17 protein-coding genes are annotated in these 14,020 nt (G+C 70.4%); 3 read left to right on the top strand and 14 right to left on the bottom strand.

What is annotated here, in order from left to right:
* The 3 genes from GH736_RS08165 to nusA all read right to left on the bottom strand — a co-directional run.
* Positions 1-192, bottom strand: a 192-nt coding sequence (locus GH736_RS08165; RefSeq protein ID WP_456236768.1) for a translation initiation factor IF-2 N-terminal domain-containing protein, incomplete at its 3' end; no start/stop codon positions are given.
* 86 nt (positions 193-278) lie between these two features.
* The gene (locus GH736_RS08160; protein WP_130351151.1) at positions 279-524 is read right to left on the bottom strand and encodes a YlxR family protein; all 246 of its coding nucleotides are present in this window, start codon (positions 522-524) and stop codon (positions 279-281) included.
* A gap of 43 nt (positions 525-567) precedes the next feature.
* On the bottom strand, positions 568-1,566 hold the full coding sequence (gene nusA / locus GH736_RS08155; protein WP_159601985.1) for a transcription termination factor NusA: 999 nt from the start codon (positions 1,564-1,566) through the stop codon (positions 568-570).
* 160 nt (positions 1,567-1,726) lie between these two features.
* Here nusA and GH736_RS08150 point away from each other — a divergent pair, with 160 nt between their 5' ends.
* Positions 1,727-2,536 carry a DUF1206 domain-containing protein gene (locus tag GH736_RS08150; protein ID WP_159601983.1) on the top strand — a complete coding sequence of 270 codons (810 nt, stop codon included), beginning with the start codon at positions 1,727-1,729 and terminating at the stop codon, positions 2,534-2,536.
* Between the two features lie 43 nt (positions 2,537-2,579).
* Here GH736_RS08150 and GH736_RS08145 read toward each other — a convergent pair whose 3' ends face one another.
* Complete coding sequence (locus GH736_RS08145; RefSeq protein ID WP_159601981.1) at positions 2,580-4,346, bottom strand: proline--tRNA ligase; 1,767 nt, start codon at positions 4,344-4,346, stop codon at positions 2,580-2,582.
* A gap of 152 nt (positions 4,347-4,498) precedes the next feature.
* Between GH736_RS08145 and GH736_RS08140 the strand changes: the two genes are divergently transcribed.
* Positions 4,499-5,578 carry an iron-containing redox enzyme family protein gene (locus tag GH736_RS08140; RefSeq protein ID WP_407922331.1) on the top strand — a complete coding sequence of 360 codons (1,080 nt, stop codon included), beginning with the start codon at positions 4,499-4,501 and terminating at the stop codon, positions 5,576-5,578.
* Entirely contained in the window at positions 5,575-5,826 is a 252-nt protein-coding gene (locus tag GH736_RS08135; RefSeq protein WP_159601979.1) for a CDGSH iron-sulfur domain-containing protein, read from the top strand. The genes GH736_RS08140 and GH736_RS08135 overlap by 4 nt, the downstream gene beginning before the upstream one ends.
* Positions 5,827-5,836: 10 nt before the next feature.
* Here the strand turns inward: GH736_RS08135 and GH736_RS08130 are convergent, their stop codons facing one another.
* The 10 genes from GH736_RS08130 to GH736_RS08085 form a co-directional block, all read right to left on the bottom strand.
* Positions 5,837-6,028 carry a hypothetical protein gene (locus tag GH736_RS08130; protein ID WP_159601977.1) on the bottom strand — a complete coding sequence of 64 codons (192 nt, stop codon included), beginning with the start codon at positions 6,026-6,028 and terminating at the stop codon, positions 5,837-5,839.
* 123 nt (positions 6,029-6,151) lie between these two features.
* A complete protein-coding gene (gene ispG / locus GH736_RS08125; RefSeq protein ID WP_159601975.1) occupies positions 6,152-7,282 on the bottom strand; it encodes a flavodoxin-dependent (E)-4-hydroxy-3-methylbut-2-enyl-diphosphate synthase in 1,131 nt (376 codons plus the stop codon).
* Between the two features lie 76 nt (positions 7,283-7,358).
* Positions 7,359-8,477 (bottom strand): YihY/virulence factor BrkB family protein, encoded by a 1,119-nt coding sequence (locus GH736_RS08120; RefSeq protein WP_235933894.1) that lies wholly within the window; start codon positions 8,475-8,477, stop codon positions 7,359-7,361.
* Positions 8,478-8,670: 193 nt separating this feature from the next.
* Positions 8,671-9,387 carry a hypothetical protein gene (locus tag GH736_RS08115; RefSeq protein ID WP_159601973.1) on the bottom strand — a complete coding sequence of 239 codons (717 nt, stop codon included), beginning with the start codon at positions 9,385-9,387 and terminating at the stop codon, positions 8,671-8,673.
* Positions 9,388-9,405: 18 nt separating this feature from the next.
* Complete coding sequence (locus tag GH736_RS08110) at positions 9,406-10,464, bottom strand: alpha/beta fold hydrolase (RefSeq protein ID WP_159601989.1); 1,059 nt, start codon at positions 10,462-10,464, stop codon at positions 9,406-9,408.
* Positions 10,465-10,472: 8 nt separating this feature from the next.
* A complete protein-coding gene (locus GH736_RS08105; RefSeq protein ID WP_203230684.1) occupies positions 10,473-11,117 on the bottom strand; it encodes a CoA transferase subunit B in 645 nt (214 codons plus the stop codon).
* 1 nt (position 11,118) lies between these two features.
* A complete protein-coding gene (locus GH736_RS08100) occupies positions 11,119-11,889 on the bottom strand; it encodes a CoA transferase subunit A (protein ID WP_159601971.1) in 771 nt (256 codons plus the stop codon).
* Positions 11,886-12,785 (bottom strand): alpha/beta hydrolase, encoded by a 900-nt coding sequence (locus GH736_RS08095; RefSeq protein ID WP_235933893.1) that lies wholly within the window; start codon positions 12,783-12,785, stop codon positions 11,886-11,888. The genes GH736_RS08100 and GH736_RS08095 overlap by 4 nt, the downstream gene beginning before the upstream one ends.
* Positions 12,782-13,528, bottom strand: a complete 747-nt coding sequence (locus GH736_RS08090) for a 3-hydroxybutyrate dehydrogenase (RefSeq protein ID WP_159601967.1) — start codon at positions 13,526-13,528, stop codon at positions 12,782-12,784. The genes GH736_RS08095 and GH736_RS08090 overlap by 4 nt, the downstream gene beginning before the upstream one ends.
* Positions 13,525-14,020, bottom strand: a 496-nt coding sequence (locus tag GH736_RS08085; protein WP_159601965.1) for an aminotransferase class III-fold pyridoxal phosphate-dependent enzyme, incomplete at its 5' end; no start/stop codon positions are given. The genes GH736_RS08085 and GH736_RS08090, both read right to left, overlap by 4 nt.

The following is a 14,020-nucleotide window of genomic DNA, read 5'->3' as shown; positions in this document are numbered from 1 at the left end:
CGCGGCGGGCGCGCCGTTGGAGGCGGCGCCTGCCGCCTCGAGCGCGGCCTTCAGGCGGCGCGCGACGGGGGGTTCGATGGACGACGAGGGTCCCTTGACGTACTCGCCCATCTCCTTGAGCTTCTCAAGGGCGATCTTGCTGTCGACACCGAGTTCGGATGCGATCTCGTGTACGCGTGGTTTGGCAGCCACTTCTCTCCTGTTCCGGGCCCACCCCGAAACAGGGCGGACCATCAATGGCGGACGGGTCTCATTTCGAGCCGCTCATGAGTTGTCCATTAGCCGTTCAGCCTGTTCTCTACGTTGCTGGTGTCCACCTCGCCGCGGATGCGGAGTGCGCGTCCGAAGGCGCGTCGCCGCACGGCGAGCCGGTAGCACTCGAGCGTCGGATGCAACCACGCACCCCTGCCCGGAAGCACGGCCGAGGCATCGGCCACGACGTGGGAATTCTGGGAGACGACCCTCAGAAGTGAGGACCGCGGGGCGCGCGAACGGCATCCGATGCACGTTCTGACGGGTTCCATCCTACACCTCTGGGCTGGGAGCCCGCCGACGCGGGCCCGGGGCTCAGTTCGACTCGAGGATCGAGTCGGGCTGGATGTCGATCTTCGCGCCCGTGAGCTTGGCGGCGAGGCGGGCGTTCTGGCCCTCCTTGCCGATCGCGAGCGAAAGCTGGTAGTCGGGCACGAGTGCGCGCACGGCGCGCGTCGCCTCGTCGATCACGTAGGCGCTCGTCACCTTGGCCGGCGACAGGGCGCTCGCGACGAACGTGGCCAGGTCGTCGGACCAGTCGACGATGTCGATCTTCTCCGACCCGAGCTCGGCGGTCACCGCGCGCACGCGCTGGCCGAGCTCGCCGATCGCCGCACCCTTGGCGTTCACGCCGGGCTGGTTCGCCCGCACCGCGATCTTCGTGCGGTGCCCGGCCTCGCGGGCGAGCGACACGATCTCGACGACACCCGAGGCGATCTCGGGCACCTCCAGTGCGAAGAGCTTGCGCACGAGGGCGGGGTGGGTACGGGAGACGGTGATCGAGGGGCCCTTCTGGCCCTTCGAGACGCTCGTGACGTAGACGCGGATGCGCTGCCCGTGGGGGTACTCCTCCCCGGGCACCTGCTCCTCGGGCGGGAGGATCGCCTCGACGGTGCCGAGGTCGATGTGCACCATGCGCGGGTTGGGACCCTGCTGGATGATGCCGGCGACGATGTCGCCCTCGCGCCCGCGGAACTCGCCGAGCACCGCGTCGTCGGCGAGGTCGCGCAGGCGCTGGTTGATGACCTGCTTCGCGGCGAACGCGGCGATGCGCCCGAAGTCGCTGGGGCTGTCCTCCACCTCGCCGATGACGTTGCCCTCATCGTCGAGCTCGGGGATGTAGACCGACACGTGGCCGGTCTTGCGGTCGAGGTGGGCGCGGGCGCCGCTCGGGTTCGCGTGGCCGTGCTGGCCGGGGTTGGTGTGCTTCAAGTAGGCCATGAGGATCGCCTGCTCGATGATCTCCACCAGTTCGTCGAACGGGATCTCCTTTTCGCGCTCCATCATGCGGAGCACGCTGAGGTCGATGTCCACGCCGGCCTCCTCTATTCAGCTCTCAGTGCCGCTTCCCCTCGGAGCGGACGACTCTCTACCGTAGCGGATGTCGCGAGGCGCCGTCATCCGCGGCCGGAGCACCTCATCGCCGGAGCGCAAGGGGGCGACGACGAGTGCCCTCCGTCGATACGCTGTGCCGATGGAACCCGACACCATCAAGGCCACCGCGAGCGCCGCCCAAGGCTCGCGACCCTTCAGAGCCCTCGCCCGCACCGGCTACGTCGTGCTCGGCATCGTGCACCTCGTCATCGGGGTGATCGCCATCTCGGTCGCCGTCGGCCCCGGCGGCGGTGAGGCCGACCAGAGCGGCGCCATGGAGCAGATCGTCCGCCTGCCCTTCGGCGTCGTGGTGCTCTGGATCATCGTCCTCGGCCTGGCGGCGCTCGGGGTGTGGCAGATCGCCGAGGCCTTCCTCGAGCATGACCCCGACACGAAGAAGAAGTGGGGCCGTCGCGTGAAGGAGGTGGGCACCGCCCTCGCGTACTTCGCGATCGGCGCCACGGCCCTCGTCTACGCGCTCGGCGGCAGGTCGGACTCGTCGGACTCCAGCACGACCTTCAGTGCGCAGCTCCTCGCGACGCCGGGCGGTGTCGTCCTGCTCGTGCTCATCGGACTGGTCGTGCTCGGTGTCGGCGTCGCATTCATCGTCCGCGGCATCCGGAAGGACTTCGCGAAGCAGCTGTCACTGCCGGCGGGCAGGGCCGGCGACGGCGTCCGCATGTTCGGCACGGTCGGCTACGTGGCCAAGGGCATCGCCGTCGCGGTGGTGGGCGTGCTCTTCGTCGTCGCGGCGTTCACGCACGATCCCGAGAAGGCCGGCGGCCTCGATTCCGCGCTGAAGAGCCTCGCGGAGCTGCCGTTCGGCCAGGTCATCCTCTGGCTGGTCGGCGCCGGACTCGTGATCTACGGCGTGTACTGCTTCGCCCGCGCGCGCTACGCCAGGCTCTGAGCGTCAGCCCGGAGCGTCAGCCCGGAGCGTCAGCCCCGGATCGTCAGCCCCTGAGCGTCGCCACGACGTCGTCGATCGGCACCGTGACCCGGTCAACCGTGGCGCGGTCCCACACCTCGACGACGCCGTCGGCGACGCCTCGGCCCGCGATGACGATCTTCGGCACGCCGATGAGCTCGGCGTCGCCGAACTTCACGCCCGGTGAGACCTTCGGACGGTCGTCGTACAGCACCTCGTAACCGGCGGCCTCGAGCGCCGCGGTGATCGTCTCGGCCGCCTGGAACACGCTGTCGTCCTTGCCGGTGGCGAGCACGTGCACGTCGAACGGCGCGATCGACGCAGGCCAGACCAGGCCCTTCTCGTCGTGGTGGCCCTCGGCGATGATCGCGAGGATGCGGGTCACGCCGATGCCGTACGAGCCCATCGTCACGGTCACGAGCTTGCCGTTCTCGTCGAGCACCTTCAGGCCGAGCACCTCGGCGTACTTCCGGCCGAGCTGGAACACGTGGCCGATCTCGACGCCCCGCGCGAGCTCCACCGGGCCGGAGCCGTCGGGTGCGGGGTCGCCCTCGCGAACCTCGGCGGCCTCCACGACCCCGTCCGCGACGAAGTCACGGCCCGCGACGAGCCCGAACACGTGCTTCTGGTCGAGGTTCGCACCGGTGATCCACTCCGTGCCGTCGACGACACGCGGGTCGACGACGAAGCGGATGCCGGTGGTCGACTCCTCCCCGAGCACAGCCCCGTCGGGTGACCAGGGCCCGATGTACCCCTTGACCAGACCGGGGTGCTTCGCGAAGTCGGCCTCCGTGGCGGCCTCGACCTCGGCAGGAGCGAACGCCACCTCCACGCGCTTCATCTCGACGTCGCGGTCGCCGGGCAGGCCGACCACGACGAGCTCGCGGGTGCCGTCGAGGTGCACGAGCGCGAGCACCACGTTCTTCAGGGTGTCGGCCGCGGTCCACGCCCGACCGTCGGGCCGGGGGTACTCGGCGTTGGCGAGGTCGACGAGGGTCGCGATCGTGGGGGTGTTCGGCGAGTCCAGGATGAGGGGCGCGGGCAGCCCGTCGAAGGGGACCGGCTCGGGTGCCGTCGTCGTGTAGGCCTCCACGTTGGCGGCGTACCCACCGGCCGACCGCACGAAGGTGTCCTCGCCGATGGGGCTCGGGTGCAGGAACTCCTCGCTCTTCGAGCCGCCCATCGCCCCGGCATCCGCCTCGACGATCACGTAGTCGAGGCCGAGCCGGGCGAAGATGCGCTCGTAGGCGTCGCGCTGCGCCTGGTAGCTGGCGTCGAGGCCCTCGTCACTCGCATCGAACGAGTAGGCGTCCTTCATCGTGAACTCGCGGCCGCGCAGGAGGCCGGCCCGGGGGCGGGCCTCGTCGCGGTACTTGTCCTGGATCTGGTAGATCGTCAGGGGCAGGTCCTTGTACGACCCGTAGAGGTCCTTCACGAGCAGCGTGAAGACCTCTTCGTGCGTCGGGGCCAGCAGGTAGTCGGCGCCCTTGCGATCCTGCAGGCGGAAGATCCCGTCGCCATACTCGGTCCAGCGGTTCGTGGCCTCGTAGGGCTCTCGCGGCAGCAGCGCCGGGAAGTGCACCTCGTGCGCGCCGGCCGCGGTCATCTCCTCGCGGATGATCTGCTCGATCCGGGCCTTGACGCGAAGGCCGATCGGCAGCCACGCGAACACGCCAGGAGCCTGTCGGCGGATGTAGCCCGCGCGCACGAGCAGCCGGTGGCTGGCCACCTCGGCGTCGGCGGGATCTTCACGGAGCGTGCGGAGGAAGTAGTTCGAAAGGCGTGTGGGCACCCGACGATTCTAGTGAGCGCGACCCGGTGGCCGAGCCGTGCGCCGACGACGAGCGCCGTGCCGGGCTATCGCTCCCCCGCGCGCGGGTCAAGCCCGGTGACACCGCCCGCGCCCCTTCCTACGTTGGAGGCAGACGGAGCGAGGGAGCTGGAATGACGATCACCGCGGAGCCCGGGCACGACATCGCGACGAGCGGTGCACCGCATTCTGCCTCGCCGATGCGTCCGATGGCGCTGCCGAGCCCGCGCGGCCCGGTCAGCACGGAGCTGGTCGGGCTGTTCACGGGCCCCCGGCAGGCACCCCTCCAGGGGTGCGCGGATGCCGCGACCGAGTCGCTCGCGGCATCCGATGACATGCTCGCCGACGACGACCTGCAACTGGCGCTCTTCCTCATGTACGAGCTGCACTACGGCGGCATCGAGGGCGTCTCCGACGCGTGGGAGTGGGATCCGCGCCTGCTCGCCGTGCGGGAGACGATCGAGCGCGCGTTCGAGGCCGCGCTGCGGGGCGCGGTGCGCCAGCCGGTCGCCACGCGCGAGGTGCCCGAGGCGTTGTTCGCGCTCGTCGAGGCCGACGACGGCCCGAGCCTGTCAGCGTTCGTGGAACGCGACGCCACGTCCGAGCAGGTGCTCGAGATCCTCGCCTGCCGCACGATCTACACGCTGAAGGAGGCGGATCCGCACAGCTGGGCCATTCCGCGGCTGCACGCCCGCGCGAAGGCGGCCCTCGTCGAGATCCAGGCCGACGAGTACGGCGGCGGCCGGCCCGAGCGACTGCACGCGACGATCTTCGCGAACGCGCTGCGCGGCGCCGGGCTCGACGACCGCTACGGCGCCTACGCCGACCACGTGCCCGTCGAGGTCTACACGTCCATGAACCTGATGTCGCTGTTCGGACTCCACCGGCGACTCCGCGGGGCGATCGTGGGCCACCTCGCGGCGTACGAGATGACGTCGTCGTTGCCGTGCCGGGCCTACGCGAAGGGCCTCCGACGGCTCGGCTTCGGCGCCGCCGTCACCGACTACTTCGACGAGCACGTCGAAGCGGATGCCGTGCACGAACAGCTCGCCGCGAGGGATCTCGCCGGCTCGCTCGCCGAGGACGAGCCGCAGCTCGCGGGCGACATCCTGTTCGGTGCGGCAGCCTGCCTCGCGATCGACGGGCGCCTCTGGGGAGGCCTGCGGGAGCGGTTCGAGCGCGGCGAGTCCGCACTGAGGATGCCGCTGCCATGAGTGCCGAGGCATCCGCGCAGCCCGTCTCTATCACTGCCTGTCCCGACGGGCCGCTCCTCGTGCGCGGAGACCTGGCGCTGTTCGACGACGACGGTCGGCCCGTGCAGCCGACCCGCCGGACGTTCGCACTGTGCCGCTGCGGCGCCTCGGCGATCCGACCGTTCTGCGACGGCTCGCACAAGCTCGTGGGATTCCGCACGAGTCCGCCGTCGCGGAGTCCCGCCGTCACCTTCGACGACGAGCCGTGATGCGGCCCGGTCAGTCGCCGTCGACGTCCTCTTCGTCCTGCATGGCGAACGTCTCGAGGTCGTCGCCGGCCGCCGTGGCGGCGTCGTCACCGTTCGCGGTGGCGTCGGCTCCTCCCTCGTCGACGCCCTCGTGCAGGGTGCCCGTCCCGTCGGGGTAGCCCGCCTCGTCGGGGTACTCGTACTCCGTGCCGTCTCCGCTCATCGCGGTCCCCTTTCGCGATCGGGTGCCGCAGCGAGGCGCCCGGATGCCGGCCACGATACCCGGCGACGAGCGGATCGACCACGGGTTGCGCTCGCGCCGCGGGCAGCGGCTCGGCTCCCCGCGTTAGGGCGTCAGGACCTCGGGCGAGCCGACCGGGGCATCCGCGCCCATCTCGTCCGCGATGCGGTTCGCCTCGGCGATGAGCGTCGCGACGATCTCGGACTCGGGCACGGTCTTGATGACCTCGCCCTTCACGAAGATCTGCCCCTTGCCGTTGCCGGATGCGACGCCGAGGTCGGCCTCGCGGGCCTCCCCCGGACCGTTCACGACGCAGCCCATGACCGCGACGCGCAGCGGCACGGTCATGCCCTCGAGCCCGTCGGTCACGTCGTTCGCGAGCTTGTAGACGTCGACCTGGGCGCGCCCGCACGACGGGCAGGACACGATCTCGAGCCGGCGCTCACGGAGGTTCAGCGACTGCAGGATCTGCAGGCCGACCCTGACCTCCTCGACGGGCGGCGCCGACAGCGAGACGCGGATCGTGTCGCCGATGCCCTCGGAGAGGAGGATGCCGAACGCCGTCGCGCTCTTGATGGTGCCTTGGAACGCCGGACCGGCTTCGGTCACGCCGAGGTGCAGGGGCCAGTCGCCGCGCTCGGCGAGGAGCCGGTACGCCTTCACCATGACGATCGGATCGTTGTGCTTGACCGAGATCTTGAAGTCGTGGAAGTCGTGCTCCTCGAAGAGGCTCGCCTCCCACACGGCACTCTCCACGAGCGCCTCGGGGGTGGCCTTGCCGTACTTCTGGAGCAGTCGGGGGTCGAGCGATCCGGCGTTGACGCCGATGCGGATCGAGACGTCGGCCGCCTTGGCGCGACGCGCGATCTCGCCGACCTGGTCGTCGAACTTGCGGATGTTGCCCGGGTTGACGCGCACCGCGGCGCATCCGGCGTCGATCGCGGCGTAGACGTAGTTCGGCTGGAAGTGGATGTCGGCGATGACCGGGATCTGGCTCTTCTTCGCGATGATCGGCAGCGCCTCGGCGTCGTCGCGGCTCGGCACGGCGACGCGGACGATGTCGCAGCCCGACGCGGTCAGCTCGGCGATCTGCTGCAGCGTCGCGTTGATGTTGGGCGTGGGCGTCGTGGTCATCGACTGCACGCTCACGGGCGCGTCGCCACCGACGAGCACCTTGCCCACCTTGATCTGGCGGGACTTGCGTCGCGGGGCCAGGACCTCAGGGACTTTGGGCATTCCGAGATTCACAGCAGGCACGTGTCGAGTCTACGTCCGGCCCGCCGGGCTCGGCCTCCACCGATCGGATGCTCCCTCAGCTCCGGGCGCGATCGCGGTCATCCCGCGTCGTTGCGTCGCCGTTCCGGTTCCCGTCGTCGTCGCCGTCGCCGTCGTGCTCCAGGCGGATCTTCCGGCCGAGCTCGATGTCCTCCTGCTCCTTCTTCTCGGCCTTCTCGCTCTTCCGGGTGTCGCGCGGCGGGAGCTGGATGTCCTCCTCCGCCTCGATGCCCGCCTGCAGCTCGCGTCCGCGTTCGAGCTCGGCGTCGAACTCGGCACCGAAGAGCAGCGCGCAGTTCGCGAGCCAGAGCCAGAGCAGGAAGACGATGACCCCTCCGAACGCCCCGTAGGTGCGGTCATAGTTCGCGAAGTTGGCCACGTAGAGCGCGAATCCCGCAGACACGATGACGAGCGCGACGATGGCGACCACCGCGCCGAGGCTGATCCAGCGGAACTTGGGCTGCTTCGCGTTCGGCGTGGCGTAGTACAGGATCGCGATGGCGAGGATCACGGCGAGCGCGAGCACCGGCCACTTGACGATCTCCCAGACCACCTCGACCGCCTCACCGACGCCGAGCGCGTTCCCGAGCGCCTCGGTGATCGGCCCCGAGATGACGAGGATGACCGCGATGATGACGACGAGCACGAGGGTGACGACGGTCACGAGCAACTGCATGGGCCGCAGCTTCCAGAACGGACGGCCCTCGTCGATCTCGTAGATCTGGTTCATGGCCCGGCTGAAGGCGCCGACGTATCCGGATGCCGACCAGATGGCGAGCACGAGACCGGTGACGAAGCCGAGGCCCGCGGCCGGCGATGCGCTGAAGTCCTCGATCGGCTCGCGGATGATGTCGAGCGCGTCACCGGGAGCGAACTGCTCGACGACCTCGAAGAGTCCGTTGATCGCCCGCTGCCCCTGGCCGACGAGGGCGAGCAGGGAGGTCAGCGCCAGCAGTCCGGGGAAGAGGGCGAGGACGCCGTAGTAGGTCAGCGACGCCGCGCGGTCGGGGCACTGGTCGTCGACGAACTCGCGGAAGCTCTTGCGGAACACGTACATCCATGAGCGCTTGCTCACCTCTCCAGGTGAGTCGGGCTTGCGGTTGTCATCGGGCGACGGTGCATCCGACCGCTCTCGGCTGGTCCCCTTCTCGGCCACGATGTCCTCCTCGATCCAGACATGTCACGAGGCGACGTCATGCCGGAGGGAACGGCGCCGACCTCACGGGCGTGCTCGGCCCGTGCTTCCAGTGTTCGATGCAGCTCGAAGCGGCGATAGACCCTCCCGCCGCCGAGAACCAGCCGCTATAGTGCGGGCGTTCGTTTATCGGAGGACTTCGGAGCCACGCCGGCTAGGCGCAGCCGTCGGCCTCCATCTGCGGAGCGCCGATCCACTTCACCGTCGCGCCGTCATCGGTGGCCGCGACGATCACGTTGACCCGATCCGGCCCGGTCCAGGCGCTCGGCACTGGGATCGTCATGGCCTCGACCGACGTTCCCCTGCAGGTCCAGAGGCCTGCGTCGAATCCCGGGTCGGCCTCCGCAGACATCCACGGCTGTCCGGCCTGGAGGCCGCTCGACGTCGAGAGGACCACGCCATCGGCGGCCGGCCCGTCGAAATACACGCCGAACCGTGGCCACACGACCCAGCCGTAGCCCTCGGCCTGTCGACGCTCCTCGTCGTAGAACCGTTCGTCGAGCACGAACTGGTCCCATCGATGGAACACCCCGGGCGGCGTGTGGTTGGTGCCCGAATACGGCTCGTCGGCCGGCGGTGCCCCGAAGACGGTCGTCAGCGCCGTCACCGCGTCAGCCGGCGACGACATGTAGTCGAGCGTCGTCACCACGGCGCCATCCGCTCGGAGCTCGAGCCCGGCGGGTCGCGCCACGAGGCCGTCGACCGTGCTCAGTGGATCCGTGGGTTCCTCCGTGGGCGTCGGTGTCGGAGACGCCGCGGCTCCGAGCGTCGACGGCGAAGGCGAGACGACCGGCGACGGCGCGGCACATCCGGCGAGGATCAGCAGGATCGCGGCGACGAGGCAGGCCCGGGTTGCGGTGGATCGAGGCATCGAACTCCGATCGTCGATTCAGGCGTCGAGGAGGTCGAGCAGCGCCGTCCGGAACTCGGCCGGCTTCTCGAGGTGCGGCGAGTGGCCGCAGTCCTCGAGCTCGAGCTCCGTGACGGCACCGCCCGCCGCGGCGTAGCGGTCGAGCACCGCCCGCGTCTGCGCGAGCATCTGCTGCGGGGGCGCGACCTCGTCGCCCGGCCACCCGGGGATGATCCCGACCTTGCCGAGCTGGTTGAGGTCGAAGAACGACGCATCGCCGACGATCGCGTCCTGCGCTCCGTGGATCCAGAGGATCGGCGGCTTCGGGTCGACGTCGACGATCGCGGACGTGTCGAACACCGTGGGCGACATCGTGTTCAGCACTCCCCGCGACCCGGGGGCGAAGGCCGGCCACGACTCGGAGGCGCTCGCGTCTCCCGGGTAGTTGTCGAGGCCGGTGGTCGTGGAGAGCATCGACTCGACCCAGACGTCCTCGTGCTCCGACACGAACCCGGGTGCCACGTAGCTCGCGCGGTACACGGCGCGCGGCGAGCCCGGCTCGTCGGAGCGGTCGCCGGCGGCGAGCCGGGCCACGAAGTCGGGGTTCGCTCCCCCGCCGCCCGTGCCTGCGGCATCCGGTGTCAGCAGCGACCCGTCGACCGCGGTGCCGCCGAACCCGTAGGGCGACACGGTCGACTGCAGCGTCAGGCTCCTCACCAGGTGGGGGCGGTCGAGCAGGAGCTGCATCGCCACGCCGCCGCCCATGCTCCAGCCGACCAGGTGCACCGAGCCGAGGCCGAGCTCGTCGATGACCGAGGCGACGTCGTCGGAGAAGTCGCGAACGCCACGGCTCGCGTCGACCGGGAGCGTCTCGCTGTCGCCGAATCCGCGCAGGTCGACGGCGATGGCGCGGATGTCGCCGGGCAGGTCGAGCATCGTGGGCTGCCAGAACAGCGACGACGACACGTTGCCGTGCACGAACACCACGGTGCGCGACGCATCGGCCGCGGCGTCCGCCCTGCGCTCCAGCACGTTGGCCGTGAGCCGTGGCGTCGTGACTCGCCGCTCCCGGATGCCGGGGAAGATCGTCTCGACCATCGCCGCGCTCACGCCGACACCGCGCTGGTGTCGAGCGGCGGCTCGGTGGCGGCGACGACCTCGTCGACCGTGACGCCCGGCGCGCACTCGACGAGCACGAGTCCGTCGGGGGTGACGTCGATGACCGCGAGATCGGTGATGATCCGGTCGACGACGCCCTTGCCCGTGAGGGGCAGGGAGCACTCGTTCACGATCTTCGGCGAGCCGTCCTTGGCGACGTGCTCCATGAGCACGATGCGGCGCCGTGCGCCGTGCACGAGGTCCATCGCGCCGCCGGGGCCCTTCACCATCTTGCCGGGGATCATCCAGTTGGCGAGGTCGCCCGTGGCCGACACCTGCATCGCGCCCAGGATGGCCGCGTCGATCTTGCCGCCGCGGATCATGCCGAAGCTCGTGGCGGAGTCGAAGTAGGCGGCGCCGGGGAGCACCGTCACGGTCTCCTTGCCGGCGTTGATGAGGTCGGGATCGACCTCGTCGTCGGTCGGGTACGGTCCGACGCCGAGGATGCCGTTCTCCGACTGGAGCAGGATCGTCACCCCGTCGGGCACGTAGTTCGGCACGAGGGTGGGAAGCCCGATGCCGAGGTTGACGTAGGAGCCGTCGCCGAGCTCCCGGGCGGCCCGGGCGGCCATCTCGAATCGCGTCAACGCCATCTCAGTTCTCCCTCACGGTGCGGCGCTCGATGCGCTTCTCGATGTCGGTGCCCACCACGATCATGCGGTCGACGTAGATGCCGGGCAGGTGCACGGCGTCGGGGTCGAGGTCGCCGGGCTCGACGAGCTCCTCGACCTGCGCGATGCAGACGCGCCCGGCCATCGCGGCGAGGGGCGAGAAGTTGCGCGCCGACTTGTCGAACACGAGGTTCCCGAAGCGATCGCCCTTCAGCGCGTGCACGAGCGCGAAATCGGTCGTGATCGCCTCCTCCAGCACGAACTCACGCGGCTCGCCGGCGAACTCGAAGGTCTGCACGGGCTTCGGCGGGCTCGCGATCGCGATCGACCCGTCGGCCTGGTAGCGCCGCGGCAGGCCACCCTCGGCGACCTGCGTGCCGACTCCGGTCTGCGTGAAGAACGCCGCGATGCCGCTGCCGCCGGCGCGGAGCTTCTCGGCGAGGGTGCCCTGGGGCGTGAGCTCGAGTTCGAGCTCGCCCGAGAGGTACTGGCGCTCGAACTCCTTGTTCTCCCCGACGTACGACGAGGTCATCTTGGCGATCCGCTGCTTCGCGAGGAGCACTCCGAGCCCCCAGTCGTCGACGCCGCAGTTGTTCGAGACGACCGAGAGCCGGTCGACGCCCGCATCGAGCAGCGCCTGGATCAGCACCATCGGGATGCCGCAGAGCCCGAACCCGCCGACGGCGAGGCTGGCTCCTGCTGGGATGTCGGCGACCGCCTCTTGAGCGGACCCGACGACTTTGTCGAGTGTCACGATGCACCTTCCTGTGTGTCCGTCGCCTCGATGCGGGCGCGGATGACGGGGATCACGCTACCCGCACCCGCCTCCGACATGACGACGGTGTAGTGGTTGACGTCGGCGACGTCGTGGACGACGAGCTGCGGCATCCGCTCGGCCCATTCGGCGACGAGGGACTCAGGATAGAGCGGCGCCGCGTCGAGCAGGCCGCGGGGCGCGCGGAAGAAGTCGAGCGGGCCCGGCGCGGCCAGCAGGGCCCGGGCGTAGCCCGCGGAACCATCGAGCTCGACCGCGTTCACGGCGACCGCGTCGGCGCGCGCCGAGCTGCGCAGCGACGGCTCCTCGCCCACGACGTCGTAGTCGACGTAGGCCTCGATGGCGCTGTTCCAGTACGGACCGAGTGCCGGATGCCGCCGCCAGAAGTCCACGTAGTCGCGACGGCTCGGGAACGTCATGGAGAGCCGTTCCAGCGCGGGGCCCAGCAGCACCGCCGGCAGGTCGTCGGGGGCGATGCCGTCGGGATTGGGCACGGGGAGGCCGCCGTCGATGAGCGCGAGCCCGGCGACGCGGTCGGGATGCCGCTCGGCGAAGCGCACCGACACGAACGCACCCATCGAGTGGCCCACCACGAAGACCCGCTCGACCCCCTGCGCATCGAGCACCGCCGCGAGGTCGTCGGCGTGCTGCACAAGCCCATAGGGGGCCGGGAGGGCGTTGCTGCGGCCGCGTCCGCGCAGGTCGGGCGCGATCACCCGCCGGTCGGGCAGGGCCGCGGCGAAGAGGTCCCAGTTGCGGTGGGTGGCCGTGATGCCGTGCACGGCGAGCACGGGCGTGCCCGGCGCATCCGGTCGCCACTGGCCGCCGGCCAGCGAACCGCCGGCGACCGGAGCGGCGAATGCGGTGTCGCTCATCGGGCGCTCCATCCGCCGTCCATCGTGTAGCTCGCGCCCGTGACCATGCCGGCGTCGGCGCCGGCGAGCCACAGGGCGAGGCTCGCGACCTCCGACGGCTCGACGAGGCGCTTGATCGCGGACTCGGTGAGCATGATCTTCGGCACGACCTCGTCCTCGGAGATGCCGTGCAGGCGCGCCTGGTCGGCGATCTGCTTCTCGACGAGGGGCGTGCGCACGTAGGCGGGGTCGATGCAGTTGGACGTGACCCCGTGCGGGCCGCCCTCCAGCGCGGTGACCTTCGACAGGCCCTCGAGCCCGTGCTTGGCCGCGACGTAGGCCGACTTGAACGCCGAGGCGCGCAGCCCGTGCACGCTCGAGATGTTGATGATCCGGCCGAACCCGCGCTCGTACATGCCCGGCAGCGCCGCGCGGATGAGCAGGAACGGCGACTCGAGCATGAGCCGGAGGATGAGCGAGAACCGCTCGGGCTCGAAGTCCTCGATCGGGCGCACGTGCTGGATGCCGGCGTTGTTCACGAGGATGTCGGCCTCGAGCGAGAGGTCGGCGAGCGCGGCGGTGTCGCCGAGGTCGACCTGCCAGGCCTCCCCGCCCAGTTCGTCGGCGACGCGCATGGCGGCCTCGCCGTTCAGGTCCGCGATCACGACGTGCGCTCCGGCCGCGGCGAAGGCGCGCGCGCACGCCTCCCCGATGCCGCTCGCGCCACCGGTCACGACGGCGCGCCGCCCGCTGAGATCGGTCACGATTCCTCCTTGTCGGGCGCGTCCTCGCGCCGGTCTCCTGCGAGCTCGGGGCGGCCGAGGGCTCCCCCGATGAACCGCATCATCTCGTCGAGCACGTGCTGGGGCACCTCGCGGGTGCCGCTCGCCGTCGGGTCGGCGTCGTCACCGGGCGTCGCGTCGCCGTCGCCCCAGAGCACCCACCGCATGCCGATCATCTCGCCGATGCCCATCAGCGCCCACGCCGCCACGGTCGGATCGATGTCGCTGATCTCGCCGTCTTCGGCCGCGTCGCGGAGCCCGTCGATGTAGCCCTCGACGATGCGCGTGTAGTGCATCCGCAGCGCGTCGGGCGAGACGAGCTCGGCCTCACGCACCACGCGGTAGAGCGCCGGATGCTGGTGGCCGATGTTGACGTTCACGAGCTGGCTCGAGAAGTCGAGGTACTCGCGGCCGGCGTGGTCCCAGACGCGGCACCCGCGCCCGCTGGCGACGACCAGCGAGGAGAGCTGCGAC

Origin of the sequence: Agromyces humi (assembly GCF_009720255.1) — a bacterium.
GTDB classification, from domain to species: domain Bacteria; phylum Actinomycetota; class Actinomycetes; order Actinomycetales; family Microbacteriaceae; genus Agromyces; species Agromyces humi.
This window is presented reverse-complemented; position numbering and strand designations above follow the sequence as displayed.